This window comes from Streptomyces sp. NPDC018263 (genome assembly GCF_055562575.1).
This window is the reverse complement of the sequence record NZ_JBVHFA010000002.1, coordinates 784,161-801,136: the sequence shown is the minus strand read 5'-3', so window position 1 is coordinate 801,136 and position 16,976 is coordinate 784,161. Positions and strand designations below refer to the sequence as shown.

Genomic DNA, 16,976 nt, shown 5'->3' with positions numbered 1-16,976 from the left:
CCCAGTGGGCGTCACCCGGTGTCCGGTTTGCCCGTAGCGTCGGAAGGGACCGACGGTCAGCTCGGCGGGTGCGGAGGCGAGGCGGGCGCGTGGTGGGTGGTGACGGGCGGCGGACGGGGCGCGAGCGTTCCGGTCCGGGCGCGCGGGGCGCGGTGCCGGGCAGCCGTCCGGCGTACTCCGTGCGGCTGCCCTCGGTGACCCGGTCGGTCCCGCGTACGTCGGTGGCCGAGCGGACCGTGGGCTGGCTGCGGATCGCGGCGGCCTATTCGTGGCGGCTGATCCTGGTCGGGATCGTCGTCTGGGGCATTTTCGGTGTGCTGGGCCGCTTCCAGCTCATCGCCGTCTCGCTGTTCCTGGCGCTGGTCGTCACCTCGGTGCTGCGGCCGCTCGCCGATGTGCTGGACCGGTTCATGCCCCGGCCGCTGAGCGTGGCCGTCGCGCTGATCGGCAGCATCCTGCTGGTGCTGGGGCTGCTGGCGCTGGTGGGCAACGCGGTGGCGGGCGAGTCGACGCGGCTGAGCGGGGAGTTCCGGGGCGGGGTGCACCGGATCGAGGAGTGGCTGCGGCAGCCGCCGTTCCGGCTGAGTCCGGGCCGGCTGGCCGCGCTCCAGCAGGAGGTGACGGACTATCTCTCCCGGCACCGGGCCCGCCTGTTCAGCAGCGCGGTGTCCGGGCTCGGCCGGGTGGTGGAGGTGATCACGGGCGGGGCTCTGGCGCTGTTCGCCTCGGTGTTCTTCATCCACTCCGGGGAGAAGCTGTGGAGCTGGGTGAGCGTCCGGCTGCTGCCGCGCGGGGCCCGGCCGAGGTGGGAGCGGGCGGGGCGGGCGGCCTGGCGGACCTTCGCCGGGTACACGCGGGGCATCATCATCATCGCCGCGACCAACGCGATCCTGGTCGGCATCGTGCTGTTCGTCCTGCGGGTGCCGCTGGCGCTGCCGCTGACCCTGCTGGAGTTCTTCGCCGCGTTCGTGCCGCTGGTGGGCTCGCCGGTCGCGCTCGGCGTGGCGACCGTCGTGGCGCTGGCCGGGCGCGGTCCGCTGACGGCCGCCGCGGTGCTGGTGCTCATCGTGGTCATCGGCCAGTTGGAGGGGCACGTACTGCATCCGCTGGTGATGAGCTGGGCGGTGCGGCTGCATCCCCTGGTCGTCGCGGTGTCCGTGATCGCGGGCAGCATCGTGGCCGGGGTGATCGGCGCGGTGGTGGCGGTGCCGTTCGTCTCGGTGGCATGGGCGGTACTGGGCGCGCTGCGGGCGCCTCCGCCGGCCTAGCTCGCCTTCCCGCCCAGCGCGACGCTGGCCTCCACGGCGTGCACGTCCGCCAGGACGCGGCTGTTGTCGGCGTCCGAGGCGAGGGCGAGCAGGAAGGCCGGGTGGTTGCCGGCGACCACGGTCAGCTCCACCCGGGCGGTGCCCCCGTCGTGCGGGACGTCCAGGGCGACGGTGTGCGCGGGCCGGCCGCCCAGTTCGGTGCTGCGGGACTCGGTGAGGGTGGGGGCCGCGTCCGGGAAGAAGAACGCGGCGTTGGAGCGGGCGGCGCCCTCGGCCGTCCGGCGCAGTTCGGCACTCGGTACGGGGCGTCCGGCGGCGCCGGTCAGCACCGTGGCGTCCTCGGCCGGGGTGGCCTCGGAGGCGCGGCTGATGCGGGAGGAGAACGCGCCGAGCAGCTCCCGGTCCGCCGCCGGGTCGTGGCGCCACCCGTCGGGCACGGCGTAGGAGACGCCCGCGCGGGTGTCGTTCACCCTCGGCCGGCCGCCGTCCTGGCCGGACCAGGAGAGCGCGGCCCCGCCGCACGCGACGGTCACGCCGAGCGCGGTCAGCCCCGCCCACAGCCGCGGTGCCGGGGTCTTCGGTGAGGGCGTCGTCATGCCCTCAGCCTGCCCCACCGGGCGGAAGTACGCCTGAGTGCGGGTACTCAGGTGCCACCGTCCTGAGAGGCGGCACCGATCACCCCCGCTCAAGCGCCGGGCGCCGGGCGGCCCGTAGCGCCGCGGGTGCCGGGGAGGCGCTGGTGTACGCCGGCCCGGCAGGTGGTCGTCGCGTGACGGTGCGCGGGCCGGCCGGTGGGCCGGGTCCCGCGCACGCGGTGGGCTGCCGGGGCGTCAGCCGTTGGCGAGGGCCCGCACCCTGGTGAGGGAGCCGTTGAACTTGTCGTGGTCGCCCACGGTCTTGCCGGAGGAGGTGTACTGCCACATGGTGTGCGTGGACCAGCCGGCCGGCAGGGTGCCGGGGGTGGAGGCGTAGCGGGCGATCCACAGCGGGTGGGAGGAGGCGAAACCGGAGTAGTTGCCGGTGCAGTCCTTCCACCAGTTGGTGGCCGTGTAGATGACGGCGGAGCGGCCGGTGCGGGCCTTGTACCGGTTCAGGAAGTCCTTGATCCAGCTCACCATGCCGCTCTTGGACTTGCCGTAGCAGGACGCCCCGTAGGGGTTCCACTCGATGTCCAGGACACCGGGCAGCGTCTTGCCGTCCTTGGACCAGCCGCCGCCGTGGTCGACGAAGTAGTCGGCCTGGGTCCTGCCGCTGGTGGTGTCGGGGGTGGCGAAATGGTACGAGCCCCGGATCATGCCCGCGGCGTAGGGGCCGTTGTACTGCTGGCTGAAGTAGGGGTTCTTGTAGTACGTGCCCTCGGTCGCCTTGGTGTAGGCCCACCTGGTGCCCGCACCCCACAGGGTGGACCAGGCGACGTTGCCCTGATGGCTGGAGACGTCCACGCCCTCGGTCTGGGTGACCCGGAGGGCGGCGGACCGCTCGGCGGCCAGGGGGGCGCCGCCGTCGTGGGCGCGTACGCCCACGCCCATGTAGGCGCTGCCGCGCGGGGCGGTCGGCCCGCCGGAGTGGGGCACGGCGGCGGGGGGCGACAGGAACAGGAGGAGGCCGGTGAGGACGCCGGTGAGACCAAGGCGTGAGCTGCGGCCGCTGGGGAGGAGTATGTCGCTTCGCACGTCATCCATCTGACCCGCCATCGGGCCGTCCCGCACGCGGGGTACCGCCGGGCGAAGGCGCTGCTTGGGCCATGTGGGTGGCCCGGCCGGGAGTTGCCCCGGCCGGGCCGAAGAGGGCGGGCGCGTCAGCCGTCGATGCGGTGCTGGGTCCAGAAGGAGGTGAGGTCGGTGCTGGTGGCGGCCTGGGCGGCGGCCTTGAACTCGGCGGTGGTGGAGACGCCGTACCAGTGGGCGGCGGCGTAGTCCTTCAGCAGCTTGGCCATCGCGGTGTCACCGAGGACGCGGCGCAGGTCGTGCAGGGCGCACTTGCCGTAGCCGTAGACGACGGTGGAGTAGCGGGAGGAGTGGGCGTCCCAGTAGGCCATCGAGTTGGTGATCTTCTCGGTGCTGGAGGCCCAGGAGACGCTGCTCCAGCAGCCCGAGCCGGTCTTGCCCAGGGCGAGGTCGGTGGCGTAGTCGGTGAAGGACTCGTCCAGCCAGGGGGCGTTGTACTCGTCGTCGCCGACGATGCCGTACCACCACTGGTGGCCGATCTCGTGGGTGAGGGCGGTGGTGCTGACCAGGTCGAGGACGAAGCCGGGGTACTCCATGCCGCCGAACCAGAAGTTGTTGTCGATGACCGCGTCCAGTTCCCCGTAGGGGTAGGCCCCGAAGCGGCCCGCGTGGGCGTCGACGGCGCTCTTGGCGGTGCTGAGCATCGACTGGGCGTTGGTGGAGCTGATGCCGGAGACGGAGTAGACGTTGACCGGGACCCCGCCGGGCGAGGTGCCGGAGATCTTGCTGAACGGCCCGGCGGCCCAGGCGAAGTCGCGCACCTTGGAGGCGGTGGCGGTGGTCACCGTACGGCCGCTGCTGCCGGGGGTGTCGGTGGAGGTGCCGGTGGCGGGGACCAGCAGGGTGCTGGGGTGGTCGAGGGTGACCTGGAAGTCGGCGGCCAGCGAGTAGAAGGACTCGCCGTTGTTGGTGTACGGGTCCAGGTGCCAGCCGGCGCCGTCGCGGACGGCGAGGACGGGCAGCGCGTTGCCGATGAAGCTGAAGGCGCCGTCGTGGCCGAACCGGTCGGCGCCCTCCGGCACGGTGATGCCGAGGTCGAAGCCGATGGTGGCGCTCTGGCCCTGGGCGAGCGGGGCCGGAAGCGTGATCTTCAGCGCGGTGCAGGCCACGGAGAGGTCGCCCGCCGTGCCGCCGGTGACATTGCTGACCTTGATGGGCGGCGCCGAGCAGGTGCCGTGGTAGTTGTCCCACAGCCGGAGGTAGACCTCGCCGAGCGCGGTGGCGGAGGCGTTGGTGAAGGTGGCGCTCTGGTGGCCGTTCCAGACGGTGCCCGTGCTGTCGCTGCTGAGGCTGGCGGTGTAGGCGGGCGCGGCCGGGGTGCGCACCGAGTCGGCCGGGGGCGGGGTGGTGCTGCCCGAGGTGTCGAGCGCGATGTCGTCCAGGACGAAGCTGGTCTGGAGGCTGGAGTCCTCGGTGCCGGTGAAGGCGAGGTTCACGGTCTGGCCCGCGTACGAGGAGACGTCGATCGTCTTGCGGACGTAGCCGGAGGCCCGGTCGAGGTTGGAGTACGTGGCGAGGGTGGTGGAGCCTGCCTTGGCGGTGAGCTTGTCGTAGGCCGTGGACGACGTGGTCTCGGCTGTGTCGACATGGAGATAGAAGCTGAGGGTGGCGGTCGTGCAGCCGCCCGGCACGGTGACGCTCTGGGAGAGCGTGTCGGTACGGGTGCGGCCGGTGCCGTCCAGCCAGGCGAACGCGGTACCGCTGTGGGCGCTCTGGCCGGTGCGGCTGGTGATGAGCCCGGAGGAGGACTCGGTCCAGGGTGAAGTGCCGTTCTCGAAGCCGCCGTTGACGACCGTCTGCGTCGGGGTGCAGGCGGCGGCGACCGGGGCCGACGTCTCGGGCTGGGCGGCGGCGGGGAGGGAGAGGGCGATCAGGGCGGCGGCGGTGAACACGCCGGTGGCGAGCGCCCGGTGGGGGGTGGGTCTCACACGCTACTCCTTTGGCGGCGGCCGGGGTCCGGCCTGCTCGGTGGCCGGGTGCCGGGCGGGGTACGCCGGGGCGGCCGTGGGGCGGGGCTGCGCGAGCACTGCGTCACGCCCGTGCGGGCGTGCCAGCCGAAAGAGTGACAGATTTGACCAGAGCATGCCAGACGGTCGGCCGGGCGCCGGTGCCGCCGGGTGAGCGGTACCGGCGTCGGGCCGGGTCAGACGGGACGCAGCTCCATGAAGACCGCGCGCAGCCGGGTGCCGTCCGGGCCGGGCCAGCCGGTCGCCACATGGCCGACCGCACCCTCGGGACGGCCGGGCGTCTCGGCGCCGGGGACCGGGCGCAGGACGCGGTGGACGCGCAGCACGGTGCCGAGGGGCGCGGGCAGGGTAGTGCCGTCGGCGTCGTCCACGGGGGCCGGAACGTGCGTGGCCGACGGGAGGGGTTCGCCGGTGTGGGAGCGGGTGACCTCGTGGTCGGGGGTGTCGGTGATGCTCTGGGCCATGGCCTTCGCGGTGCCGCCGATGAGGGCGAGCAGCTCCGTGGTCAGCACCGGGTCGTGACAGCCGTCGTAGACCCAGCGCTTGCCCAGGACGCCGTGTTCCGTGGTGCCGATCAGGCCGTCCTCGGCCCCGGCGAGGGGTGCGCCGCGGTAGGTGAGCGGGACCATGTAGGCGGTGGGCTCGGGGGTGGAGCGGTCGGTGACCACCATGAACTCGATGCCGACCTCGCCCGCCGGGTCGTCCAGCCGGAAGCCGCCGGTCCGCTCCAGCTCGGGCGTGCCGGAGCCCTGGTACCAGGGGCGGCCGGGGAGCCAGGAGGCGAGGAGTTCGACCTTGGTCGGGGTGAGGGTGGTCTTGTGGATGACGGCCATCGAGCGGTGCCCTCCTGCGTACGGTGACGGAACCTCTGGAGTCTTCCACACCGGGGCCGGGACAACTGTGACCTGCGGTGCGGCAGTTGACATGGTCCGGCTTCTGGTACCGGGGGCCGCCCGGCGGTATACAAGGCCGGTCGAGGGCGCGGGGAGCGCCGGGCCGGAACCGAGGGGGACGATCTCATGGCGCGTGGCGGAGAGACGGCGAGAAGGCGTCGGCGGGCCGGGCTGGGGGCGCTGCTCGGCGGCTGCGCCCTGGTCGCCGGTTCGGTGGTCCCGGCGGCGGCACAGCCCCACGGCCACGGCACCGAGTACGTGGCGCTCGGCGACTCGTACACCTCGGGCCCGCTGATACCGGACCAGGTGGACGCCAACTGCGCCCGGTCGAACCGGAATTACCCCTCCCTGGTGGCCGCCGGGCGCCGGGTGAGCACTTTGAAGGACGTGAGCTGTTCCGGCGCGACGACCGCCGAGATGTGGCGGGCGCAGGGCGCCAACGGCCCCCAGTTGGACGCGCTGGACCGGGGCACGGACCTGGTCACGGTGCAGATCGGCGGCAATGACGTGGGCTTCGGCTCGATCATCGCCACCTGCGCCCGGCTCGCTGCCGCCGACCCGACGGGCAACCCGTGCGAGCGCTCGTACCGGGCCGCCGGGTACGACGAGTTGACGGCCGCCGTCGCCCGTACGGCGCCCAAGGTGGACCGGGTGCTGCGGGCCGTGCGCGCGCGGGCGCCGCACGCCCGGGTGCTGCTGGTCGGCTACCCGGACCTGCTGCCCGACGACGGCTCCGGCTGCTTCCCGGACGTGCCGTTCGCGCGCGGCGACTTCCCCTACCTGCGCGACACCGGCAAGCGGGTCAACCTGATGCTGCGCCTGGTCGCCGCCTGGAACCGGGTGGAGTACGTCGACACCTACGGGCCCACGATCGGCCACGACATGTGCAAGGCACCCGGCGTGCGCTGGATCGAGCCGCTCCGGCCCGCCTCGCCCGCGGCCCCCGCCCACCCCAACGCGCAGGGCGAGGCGGCGATGGCACGAGCGGTGCTGGCCGAGCCGGACCGGGGACACGGCCGGCGCTGAACCGGCCGCGCCCCCGCACCGGGGCTCAGTCGCCGAGCGCCCCGAGGACGACGCCCTGGGCCTCCTCCTGCACCCGCGCGAGGTGGTCCGGGCCGAGGAACGACTCGGCGTACACCTTGTACACGTCCTCGGTGCCCGAGGGGCGGGCGGCGAACCAGGCGTTGGCGGTGGTGACCTTGATGCCGCCGATGGGGGCGCCGTTGCCGGGCGCCTCGGTGAGGACGGCGGTGACCTCCTCGCCGGCCAGGGTGTCGGCGGTGACCTGGGCCGGGGACAGCTTGGCGAGCAGCGCCTTCTGCTCGCGGGTCGCCGGGGCGTCGATGCGGGCGTAGGCGGGCTCGCCGAAGCGCTGGGTGAGGCCGGCGTAGTGCTCGGAGGGGGTGCGGCCGGTGACGGCGGTGATCTCGGAGGCGAGGAGGGCGAGCAGGATGCCGTCCTTGTCGGTGGTCCACACCGAGCCGTCGCGGCGCAGGAAGGAGGCGCCCGCCGACTCCTCGCCGCCGAAGCCGAGGTCCCCGCTGAGCAGTCCGTCCACGAACCACTTGAACCCGACCGGCACCTCGACGAGCCTGCGGCCCAGGTCGCCGGCGACGCGGTCGATCATCGTGGAGGAGACCAGGGTCTTGCCGATGCCGGTCGCCTCCGGCCACTGCTCGCGGTGGCGGTAGAGGTAGTCGATGGCGACGGCGAGGTAGTGGTTGGGGTTCATCAGCCCGGCGTCCGGGGTGACGATGCCGTGCCGGTCGGCGTCGGCGTCGTTGCCGGTGGACAGGGCGAACCGGTCGCGCTGCTCGATGAGCGAGGCCATCGCGTACGGGGAGGAGCAGTCCATGCGGATCTTGCCGTCCCAGTCCAGCGTCATGAAGCGCCAGGTGGGGTCGGCGTGCGGGTTGACCACGGTCAGGTCGATGCCGTGCTCGTCGGCGATGCGGCCCCAGTAGCCGACGGAGGCGCCGCCGAGCGGGTCGGCGCCGACGCGCAGCCCGGAGTCCCGGATCGCGGCCAGGTCCAGCACGCTGGGCAGGTCGCGGACGTAGGCGCCGAGGAAGTCGTACCGGCCGGTGGTGTCGGCGGCGAGGGCGCGGGCGTAGGGGATACGGCGTACGTCCTTCAGGCCGCCCGCGATGATCTGGTTGGCGCGGTCCTGAATCCACGAGGTGGCGTCGGAGGGGGCCGGGCCGCCGCTCGGGGGGTTGTACTTGAAGCCGCCGTCGGCGGGCGGGTTGTGCGAGGGGGTGACGACCACGCCGTCCGCGAGGCCGTCCGTGCGGTCCCGGTTGTGGGCGAGGATGGCGTGCGAGACGGCGGGGGTGGGGGTGTAGCCGTCCTCGCTGTCGATCAGGACGGTGACGCCGTTGGCGGCGAACACCTCCAGCGCGGTGACCTCCGCGGGCTCGGACAGGGCGTGGGTGTCGGAGCCGAGGAACAGCGGGCCGTCGGTGCCCTGCGCGGCGCGGTACTCGCAGATCGCCTGGCTGGTGGCGGCGATGTGGTCCTCGTTGAACGCGGCCGCCAGGGACGAGCCCCGGTGCCCCGAGGTGCCGAAGGCGACCCGCTGGGCGGGGTCGTCCAGGTCCGGGTGCAGGGCGTAGTACGCCGTGACCAGACGGGCCACATCGACCAGGTCCTCGGGACCGGCCGGACGGCCGGCTCGCTCGTGCGCCATGGGTCCGCTCCTCCGCATCAGTGTTTCTTCGAACGCTGCTTCTTAGAACGCTCGGAGCCATTTTGGCTCGTCAGGGGCCGTACGGGCGAATGGACCCACGCGGCCCGGCACCCACTGTCGCGCACCACGGGCGCGCTCTGTTTCACCGGCGGGGAGCCCGCGTCCGGGTTCATCTGCCCAACCGCACCGATGTGCAAGCATGCTGGGGAGGCGAGGGGCCGAAGGGAGACGCGTGATTGGCGGGGATGCGCTGCTGCTGCGGCCGTGGCGGGCGGCGGACGCGGCGGAACTGGTGCGGGTACAGCGGGGTGACACGGCGCTGCGGCGCTGGACGGGGGCGGCCGTGGACGACGAGGCGGCCGCGCTCGCGTGGATCGCCGGGCAGGGACGGGGATGGGAGACGGGTGACCGGCTGGGGTTCGCCGTCGTGGCGGCTGGCTCCCCTGCCTCGTCCGGCCTCCCTGACGACTCCCCCGACGACTCCCCTGACGAGGAAGGGGAGTTGCTGGGCCACATCGCGCTCAAGGACGTGCTGTCCGGCGACGGCCGGGCCGAGGTCGGTTACTGGACGGCCGCGCGGGCGCGGGGCCGGGGCGTGGCCCCGCGCGCGCTGACGGCGTTGACCGGGTGGGCCTTCGACCGGGGGCTGACCCGGCTGGAGCTGCTGCACCAGATGGACAACACGGCGTCCTGCCGGGTGGCGCTCAAGTGCGGCTACGAGCGGGCGGGGGTGGTGCCCGCCGCGCCGCCCGAGTTTCCCCTCGACGGGTGCCTGCACGCGCGTCTTCGGGCCGGTCAGGGCAGGATGGCGTCCACGTAGCCGCCGTCCACGCGGAGGGCGCCCCCGGTGGTGGCCGACGCCTGGGGGGAGCTGAGGTAGACGACCATGTTGGCGATCTCCTCGGGCTCGATCAGGCGCTGGATCAGGGACTGCGGGCGGTACTCGCGCATGAAGACCCGCTGGGCCTCGTCCCAGGGCAGCTCCTTGTCCACGAGTTCGTAGACGAAGTCCTCGACGCCCGCGGTGTGGGTGGGGCCGGCGATGACCGAGTTGACGGTGACTCCGGTGCCCGCGGCCTTCTTGGCGAAGCCCCGGCTCACCGCGAGCAGGGCGGTCTTGGACATGCCGTACTGGATCATCTCGGCCGGGATGACGATGGCCGAGTCGCTGGCGATGTACAGCACGCGGCCCCAGCCCCGGTCGGTCATGCCGGGCAGGTAGAGCCGGGTGAGGCGGACGGCGGCTAGGACGTTGACCTCGAAGTAGCGGCGCCACTCGTCGTCGGTGAGTTCCAGCGGGTCGGCGGTACCGAAGATGCCGAGGTTGTTGACGAGGATGTCCACCTGGGGCAGGTCGCGCAGCAACTGCTGGGCGCCCTCCTCGGTGGACACGTCGGCGGCGGCCGCGACGAACTCGGCGTCCGGGGCCTGCTCGGCGAACTCGGCGATGCTCGCGGAGACGCGTTCCTCGTCGCGGCCGTTGACGGCGACGCGGGCACCGGCGCGGGCGAGGCCCAGCGCGATGGCGGCGCCGATGCCCTGCGTGGAGCCGGTGACCAGGGCGGTGCGTCCGCTCAGATCGAGATGCATGGTGCGGGGGTTCCTTCCGGTACGGATGCGGCGGCTGCGCCTGGGGGGTGCCTTGTCGCGAGCCCGGCGTGATCGACAAGACACCCCCAGTGTGCGGGGGCGGGGCGCGGCGGGCGGAGAAGTGCCGTCCGCCCGCGTGTTCGCCCCTCCCCCGTATCCGGCCGGGAAGCCCTGGTGCGCGGCCGTCAGTTCAGCTTGAACTTCTGCGCGGCGGCGCCGTTGCAGTCCCAGATCTGGAGCCGGGTGCCGTTGGCGGTCGTGCCGTCGGGTGCGTCGAGGCAGCGGCCGGACTGGGGGTTGCGCAGGGAGCCGTCGGCCTGCTGGACCCACTTCTGGCCGCCGACCCCGTTGCAGTCCCACAGCTCGACCTGGGTGCCGTTGGCGGTGCCGTTGCCGTTGATGTCCAGGCAGCGGCCGAGGGTGGAGAGCGAGGTGTCGGAGCGGTGGAACCAGTGCTGGTCGACGGACCAGGTCTGGCAGTCCCAGAGCTGGACGGCGGCGCCGTTGACCCCGGTGTCGTCGGCGGCCACGTCCACGCACTTGCTGCCGGGCGCGGCTACCGGTGCTCCGGCGTTGACGGAGAACTTCTGGGCGGCCGAGCCGTTGCAGTCCCAGATCCGCAGCCGGGTGCCGTTGGTCGAGGTGCCGTTGGGGGCGTCGAGGCAGCGGCCGGACTGGGGGTTGCGCAGGGAGCCGTCGGCCTGCTGCTCCCACTTCTGGCCGCCGACCCCGTTGCAGTCCCACAGCTCGACCTCGGTGCCGTTGGCCGTGCCGTTGCCGTTGATGTCGAGGCAACGGGAGATGGTGCCGAGGGAGGTGTCCGGGTTGTGGGTCCAGTGCTGGTCCTCGGCGTAGGTCTGGCAGTCCCAGAGCTGGACGGCGGCGCCGTTGACCCCGGTGTCGTCGGCGGCGACGTCGACGCACTTGCCGCCGGGGCCGGTGATGGTGCCCTGGGGGCCGCCTGGCACGTCGGTCCGGCCGGAGTAGCCGGCCGCGACGACGTTGGCCTGCACCGCGTTCTCGGCGGCGTCGGTGGGATAGCCGGAGACCATGGCGCCCTCGAAGAAGGTGCCCATGTTCCAGTTGCTGTTGTCGCCGCCGGTGCCGAGGATGATGCCGCCCTCCTGCTGCATCGGCCGGTAGCCGCCGCGCGAGGGCAGCGCGCCGTCCCACCAGGTGCTCAGGGCGCCGGTCTGGGAGTTGCCGCCCTTGAGGGCGTACCGGGTCTGGCCGTCGTTCTTCAGTACGGCGGTGACATAGGTGCTGCTGTTGCCCCGGTTGGCGGGGTTGGAGCCGTTGTCGCCCTGGAACATGCCGTTCTCCAGGTCGGCCTCGACCCAGGGGCCGTTGCCGGTGCAGGGGGCGAAGTAGCAGGTGGTGGCGATGGAGACGGCGTCCATGTGGCCGTTGCCGGTGTCGGCGGGGGTGCGCTCGGCGTTGCCGTAGTCGAAGCAGCAGGCGGAACCGACGTGGGTGCCGCTGGCCACCATGTAGACGCCCTCGGGCTGCCCGTCGACCGCGACGCCGGAGGCGGCGCCGTGGGAGCGGTAGCCGACGCCGGGTGAGATCCAGATGCCGTAGACCTTGTGGCCGCCCGCGGTGACGGGGAGTTCGCTCGCGTCGGCGGCGCGGTCGGCGCCCATGCCGGCGGTGCCGGCCGGGCCGGGGTCGAGGTCGTTGTGGCGGCTCGTCTGGTCGTAGATCTTCGTCATGCGACAGGTGGTGCCGCCGCAGAAGGTGTCCTGGCGGCCCGCGTCCGCGTAGCCGCCGGTGGCCAGGAGGCCGATGTCGGTGGCGGCGCCGTCCGAGGCGCGGGTGACCCGGTACAGCGGGCCGTTGTACCCGGCGAACAACGCCCGGATCGTGCTGTGCGCGGCGACGCAGGGGGTGCCGGCGGCGCCGTAGATGTCGCAGGGGGCCGACCCGGCGGCCTGGGCGGGCGCGCTGAGTCCGGCGAGGGCGCCGAGCAGCAGGGCGAGTACGGACAGGACGGCCCCGAGGCGCCCGCGAAGACCTGGTGACACGGCGGATCTGGATGCGCGCATCGTCTGCTCCTTCGGCCGGCCGCGTGGTGGGGAGGCGGAGTCGGTGACCCCTCACGGCCGCTCGGGAACGTACGAAGCGCGATCGAACACGTCAAGATTTGTTGCTTCAGACTTGTCCAGGGTTTTGCCTGTGTGGTGATTTGTTGCTTTGGGCGGACAGCTTCGAGCGGACGGGCGGTCAGCTTCCGCCCAGCAGACCCCGCATCGTCGCCAGGTCCGCGTCCTCCTGGGTCGCGCGGGTGCGGGGGCCGCAGGCGCGTAGGAGGCGGGTGAAGTCGGCGGCGGCAGCGGTGATGCGGGCGCCGAGGGCCGCGCCGTCCTGGGTGCCGAAGTCGCTGGTGGCGGCGTAGACGGGGCGCGGGGAGACGATCGCGTGGAGGTAGGAGAACATCGGGCGCAGCGCGTGTTCGAGGACGAGGGAGTGCCGTTCGGTGCCGCCGCTGGCCGCGATGAGGACGGGCATGTCGGAGAGGGTCTCCTCGGGGAGCACGTCGAAGAACGACTTGAACAGGCCGCTGAAGGACGCGTTGAAGGCGGGGGTCACCGCGATCACCCCGTCCGCCCCGGCGATGGTCTCGAAGGCCGTGTCCAGCGCCTCGCCGGTGAAGCCGGTGAGCATCGCGTCCATGATGGGGTGGGCCAGCGGGCGCAGTTCGACGAAGGACAGCTCCACCGGCTCGCCCTGCGCCTCGAGTTCATGGGTGACGGCCGCCGCCAGCCTGTCCGCGAGGAGCCGGGTGGAGGAGGGCTCGCGCAGCCCGCCCGTGATGATCGTGATCTTCATCGCGCCTCCGCGTCGCCTTCGTCGGTCGCGTCCTCGCGTGCGCGCAGCAGCGAGGCGTGGGTGGGGGCCGCCGGGGTGTCCGCGGGCCGGTCCTTGGCGAACTCCCGGCGCAGCACGGGCACGACCTCCTCGCCGAGCAGGTCGAGCTGTTCGAGGACGGTCTTCAGCGGGAGCCCGGCGTGGTCGATGAGGAAGAGCTGCCGCTGGTAGTCCCCCACGTACTCGCGGAAGCCCAGGATCTTCTCGATCACCTCGGCGGGTGAGCCCACGGTGAGCGGGGTCTGCCGGGTGAACTCCTCCAGCGAGGGCCCGTGTCCGTACACCGGCGCGTTGTCGAAGTAGGGCCGGAACTCCTTGACCGCTTCCTGGCTGTCGGCCCGCATGAACACCTGCCCGCCGAGCCCCACGATCGCCTGTTCCGGGGTGCCGTGGCCGTAGTGCGCGAACCGGCGCCGGTAGAGCTCGACGAGCTGTCGGGTGTGGGAGGCCGGCCAGAAGATGTGGTTGGCGAAGAAGCCGTCCCCGAAGTAGGCGGCGAGTTCGGCGATCTCGGGGGTGCGGATGGAGGCGTGCCAGACGAAGGGCGGTACGCCGTCCAGCGGGCGCGGCGCGAGGGTGAAGCCCTGGAGCGCGCTGCGGAACTTGCCCTCCCAGTCCACGGTCTCCTCGCGCCACAGGCGGCGCAGCAGGTTGTAGTTCTCCACGGTGAGCGGGATGGCCTGGCGGATGTCCTGGCCGAACCACGGATAGACGGGGCCGGTGTTGCCCCGGCCGAGCATGACGTCGGTGCGGCCGTCGGACAGGTGCTGGAGCACGCTGAAGTCCTCGGCGATCTTCACCGGGTCGTTGGTGGTGATCAGCGTGGTGGAGGTGGAGAGGATGATCCGCTCGGTCCGCGCGGCGATGTAGCCGAGCAGAGTGGTCGGCGAGGACGGCACGAAGGGCGGGTTGTGGTGCTCGCCGGTGGCGAAGACGTCGAGCCCGACCTCCTCCGCCTTGCGCGCGATGGTGACGGTGGCCTGGATGCGCTCCGCCTCGGTGGGGGTACGGCCCGTGGTGGGGTCGGGGGTGACGTCCCCGACGGTGAAGATGCCGAACTGCATCCCGGCCGCGCCGGTCGCTTCGGTCGACGCCATGCTGGGCTCCTTCAGACGCTTCCGCGGAACTGGCGTACTGAGGTGGGGTGTCCCGTCATCGGGTCCCGTCATCGGGTCCCGTAATGGTGTCACGCCGGGTGCGATCCGGCACGGGCGGGAAGGAGGCGGGGCTCCGGGGTGCGTGGGAGAATCGGGGGGTGTGCGGTCGTACGACTGGCATGCCGGAAATCAGGCGGTACGCACCGGCGTCGTACGGCCGTCGAGGACACGTGGATCGATCCGCCGGGAGGCTCCCGTGAGCGAACGTCCCGAGGCGTGGCCGGTGCTGGACCACGCGGAACTGGGCCCCATGATCGAGTATGTGAACCGGGTGGTTCAGGTCGCGGGCAAGTACTCGTTGGACGAGCCCTTCGAGGTCGGCTGGGGCAACATCGTGCTGGAGGTGACCCCGCGCGGGCTGCGCACGCCGGTGTACCGGCGGAACGGGGTGACCTTCACGGTGCACTACCGGCTGCTCGACGGTGACGTGGTGATCGAGACCGACCGCGCCGCGCGGACGCTGTCGCTGGGACGGACGTCGGTCGCCGACTTCTTCGCGGCCTTCTGCGAGGCCGCGTCCAAGCTGGGCGTCCCGCATCCACGCAGCGCGCAGATCTGCGAGATCCCCGCCGCCCCGCCGAACTTCGAGGACGACCGGACCGAGCGGGTGTGGGACGCGCACTCGGCACGGCTCATCTGGGAGGCGTTCGACCTCGCGACGGCCGGACTGGAGGCGTGGCAGGCCCCGTTCCTCGGGCACCGGCCGCGCGTCGGCGTGATGTGGGGCGGCTTCGACCTGTCGGCGACCCGGTGGCGCCCGAAGCGGACGGACCCCGAGCCCCAGGGGCCGCCGTTCATGCGCAACGCGCAGTTGCACGAGTACGTGTCGGTGGGGTTCTCCTTCGACAACACCCACGGCGACGGCAGCAGCCCGCTGGACATCGGGATGTACGCCTACATCTGGCCGCAGCCGGAGGGTCTCACCGGCCGGTCCTGGGGCGTCGAGGGCGCCGACTGGCATCCGGACCTCGGGCTCGCGCTGCTGCCGTGGCAGAACCTGCGGCGGCTGCCGGACCCGCACGGGGCGATCGTCCGGTTCGGCGACGCCGTGTACGAGGCGGCCGTACAGACCGCGGACTGGCCGACGGATCTGGTCGGGCCGCGGGTCGACGGCTGGTACATGAGCGAGCACCAGCCGTCCGAGCACGCCGAGCACGTGGGGCAGCAGGGCTGAGCGGGGCGGGCGTCGCGGGGATCAGCCGCGCTGGTCCCCGGCGGCCGGGGGTTCGAGCCTCCGGTTCTCCGCCAGCAGCTCGTCGTACTTGTGGGACAGCTCCTCGTACCGTTCGTCGTCCTCGTCAGAGTCGCGCTTGCGGCGGCTCAGGATGTACAGCACGACCGGTCCGGTAATCATCGAGACGACCGGGATCAGCGCCCACCACGGCATGGTTGTTCCTCCCCTGGGTGCGGCCGTCAGGGAGCGCGCCGCGCCGCTTCACCGGGAGGGTATGCCCTGGCAGGGCGGTCGCCAACACCGTTCGGCGCAAAGCCTCCGTGTCCCCCGCTCGTCATCAGGTGTTTCGCGTCAACCACTGGACGGACCGGCCGGTTCGCTTCTAAGTTCCCGTCTCAGCAGGTCACTTGTTCACGTCCTACACCCCTGGCGTGCACAAGTGCTCTGTCGTGCAAGGCAGTTGATGCATCACTCACCGTGCGATGCGAAAGGCTGTGGTGAAGACCGGACTTCCCGCGCCTCACGGCGCCCTTCCCGATCAGCAGGCCGTCGCGGCGCATCCGGGCCGCCCCCGCTTCCAGGTCCTCGGCCTGCTGGCCATCACCGACGGTCACGACACCGTCGTCCTCCAGCCCTCCAAACCGACCTCGCTGCTGGCCGCCCTGCTGCTGCACCCCGGTGCCGTGGTCCCGGGCGAGCTGCTCCAGCGCGTGGTGTGGGGCGACCGCCCGCCGTCCGGGGGGAGATCGGCCCTGCACACCTGTGTTCTCCGACTGCGCCGTCTGTTTTCCAAGTACGGGGTCGCCGACCACGCCATCGAGGCGGTGCCCGGCGGCTACCGGCTCCAGGCGGACGCCGAGACCCTGGACCTCCTCCACTTCCGCGATCTGCTCGGCCGGGCCTCGGCCGGCGACGACCCGGAGTCCGCGCTGCGGCTGGCGCGGGCGGCGCTAGGGCTGTGGAAGGGGCCGCTGCTCGGCAACGTCCACTCCGACGAGCTGCACCGCGACCACGTGCCGCGCCTGGCCGAGGAGCGGCTGCTCGCCGTGGAGCGGGTCTTCGACGGCGAACTCCGCCTGGGCAGACACCGGGAGATGATCGCCGAGGCCCGCGAGGCGGTACGCGGCCAGCCCGGCCACGAAGGGCTGTCGGCGCTGCTCATCGAGGCGCTGTACCGCTCGGGCCGCCGGGCCGAGGCGCTCGCGGAGTACCGGCGTATCCACGCCCATCTCACCTCCGAGCTGGGGGTGGAGCCGGGTGCGGCGCTGCGCGGTCTCCAGCTCGCGGTGCTGCGCGGCGAGCCGTACGGCGGGCGCCCGGCGCTGCCCGCGGCCGGTGTGCCGCCCTCAAGGGCCGCCGGGGCGTCGTCCGCGCTGGAGCGGGCCTCTCCCCCGGCGCCGGGCGCGCTGGTGCTGCGCGCGCTGGTGGACGCCGGGCTGCTGGAGGAGGACCCGTCGGGCCGCTACCGGGTTCACGACCTGCTGCGGCTCTTCGTCCAGGCGGCCGGCACCAGCCTCCCGGCCACCTCGCCGTATCTCCCGGCCACCGCACCGCACGATCCGGCCACCGCACGGCACGACCCGGCCACCGCACCGCACGACCCGGCGGAGAAGTCGCCACCGCCCGCCGGCTGACCGCTC

15 protein-coding genes are annotated in these 16,976 nt (G+C 72.7%); 5 read left to right on the top strand and 10 right to left on the bottom strand.

The window, feature by feature from the left end; genetic code table 11:
* The first annotated feature begins 89 nt into the window (after positions 1–89).
* On the top strand, positions 90–1,268 hold the full coding sequence (locus tag ACZ3HQ_RS08485; protein ID WP_467508934.1) for an AI-2E family transporter: 1,179 nt from the start codon (positions 90–92) through the stop codon (positions 1,266–1,268).
* On the opposite strand, the gene ACZ3HQ_RS08480 is transcribed toward ACZ3HQ_RS08485, so the two are convergent.
* From ACZ3HQ_RS08480 to ACZ3HQ_RS08465, 4 genes are all read right to left on the bottom strand, one after another.
* Positions 1,265–1,864: a hypothetical protein gene (locus ACZ3HQ_RS08480; RefSeq protein ID WP_467508933.1), complete on the bottom strand. Its 600-nt coding sequence runs from the start codon at positions 1,862–1,864 to the stop codon at positions 1,265–1,267. The genes ACZ3HQ_RS08485 and ACZ3HQ_RS08480 overlap by 4 nt on opposite strands.
* Before the next feature lie 234 nt (positions 1,865–2,098).
* Positions 2,099–2,950, bottom strand: coding sequence for a lysozyme (locus tag ACZ3HQ_RS08475; RefSeq protein ID WP_467508932.1), 852 nt, complete (start codon positions 2,948–2,950; stop codon positions 2,099–2,101).
* Positions 2,951–3,066: 116 nt separating this feature from the next.
* A complete protein-coding gene (locus ACZ3HQ_RS08470; RefSeq protein WP_467508931.1) occupies positions 3,067–4,923 on the bottom strand; it encodes a M1 family metallopeptidase in 1,857 nt (618 codons plus the stop codon).
* Positions 4,924–5,138: 215 nt separating this feature from the next.
* On the bottom strand, positions 5,139–5,795 hold the full coding sequence (locus ACZ3HQ_RS08465) for a maltokinase N-terminal cap-like domain-containing protein (RefSeq protein WP_467508930.1): 657 nt from the start codon (positions 5,793–5,795) through the stop codon (positions 5,139–5,141).
* 186 nt (positions 5,796–5,981) lie between these two features.
* Here ACZ3HQ_RS08465 and ACZ3HQ_RS08460 point away from each other — a divergent pair, with 186 nt between their 5' ends.
* Complete coding sequence (locus ACZ3HQ_RS08460) at positions 5,982–6,881, top strand: SGNH/GDSL hydrolase family protein (protein ID WP_467508929.1); 900 nt, start codon at positions 5,982–5,984, stop codon at positions 6,879–6,881.
* A 25-nt stretch (positions 6,882–6,906) separates the two neighbouring features.
* Here the strand turns inward: ACZ3HQ_RS08460 and pgm are convergent, their stop codons facing one another.
* Positions 6,907–8,547: a phosphoglucomutase (alpha-D-glucose-1,6-bisphosphate-dependent) gene (gene pgm, locus ACZ3HQ_RS08455; protein ID WP_467508928.1), complete on the bottom strand. Its 1,641-nt coding sequence runs from the start codon at positions 8,545–8,547 to the stop codon at positions 6,907–6,909.
* A gap of 199 nt (positions 8,548–8,746) precedes the next feature.
* Between pgm and ACZ3HQ_RS08450 the strand changes: the two genes are divergently transcribed.
* Entirely contained in the window at positions 8,747–9,367 is a 621-nt protein-coding gene (locus ACZ3HQ_RS08450) for a GNAT family N-acetyltransferase (protein ID WP_467508927.1), read from the top strand.
* Here the strand turns inward: ACZ3HQ_RS08450 and ACZ3HQ_RS08445 are convergent.
* The 4 genes from ACZ3HQ_RS08445 to ACZ3HQ_RS08430 all read right to left on the bottom strand — a co-directional run bounded on the left by ACZ3HQ_RS08445 (position 9,343) and on the right by ACZ3HQ_RS08430 (position 14,069).
* Positions 9,343–10,137: an SDR family NAD(P)-dependent oxidoreductase gene (locus ACZ3HQ_RS08445; RefSeq protein WP_467508926.1), complete on the bottom strand. Its 795-nt coding sequence runs from the start codon at positions 10,135–10,137 to the stop codon at positions 9,343–9,345. The genes ACZ3HQ_RS08450 and ACZ3HQ_RS08445 overlap by 25 nt on opposite strands.
* A 185-nt stretch (positions 10,138–10,322) precedes the next feature.
* A complete protein-coding gene (locus tag ACZ3HQ_RS08440; RefSeq protein WP_467508925.1) occupies positions 10,323–12,182 on the bottom strand; it encodes an arabinofuranosidase catalytic domain-containing protein in 1,860 nt (619 codons plus the stop codon).
* Positions 12,183–12,360: 178 nt separating this feature from the next.
* On the bottom strand, positions 12,361–12,966 hold the full coding sequence (locus ACZ3HQ_RS08435; RefSeq protein ID WP_467508924.1) for a CE1759 family FMN reductase: 606 nt from the start codon (positions 12,964–12,966) through the stop codon (positions 12,361–12,363).
* Positions 12,963–14,069 (bottom strand): LLM class flavin-dependent oxidoreductase, encoded by a 1,107-nt coding sequence (locus ACZ3HQ_RS08430; RefSeq protein WP_467509067.1) that lies wholly within the window; start codon positions 14,067–14,069, stop codon positions 12,963–12,965. Before ACZ3HQ_RS08430 ends, ACZ3HQ_RS08435 begins: the two co-directional genes overlap by 4 nt.
* Positions 14,070–14,358: 289 nt before the next feature.
* Here ACZ3HQ_RS08430 and ACZ3HQ_RS08425 point away from each other — a divergent pair, with 289 nt between their 5' ends.
* Positions 14,359–15,336, top strand: coding sequence for a DUF5996 family protein (locus ACZ3HQ_RS08425; protein WP_467508923.1), 978 nt, complete (start codon positions 14,359–14,361; stop codon positions 15,334–15,336).
* A 21-nt stretch (positions 15,337–15,357) separates the two neighbouring features.
* Here the strand turns inward: ACZ3HQ_RS08425 and ACZ3HQ_RS08420 are convergent, their stop codons facing one another.
* Entirely contained in the window at positions 15,358–15,549 is a 192-nt protein-coding gene (locus tag ACZ3HQ_RS08420; protein WP_467508922.1) for a hypothetical protein, read from the bottom strand.
* A 269-nt stretch (positions 15,550–15,818) separates the two neighbouring features.
* Here ACZ3HQ_RS08420 and ACZ3HQ_RS08415 point away from each other — a divergent pair, with 269 nt between their 5' ends.
* Positions 15,819–16,970 (top strand): AfsR/SARP family transcriptional regulator, encoded by a 1,152-nt coding sequence (locus ACZ3HQ_RS08415; protein WP_467508921.1) that lies wholly within the window; start codon positions 15,819–15,821, stop codon positions 16,968–16,970.
* Positions 16,971–16,976 lie beyond the last annotated feature (6 nt).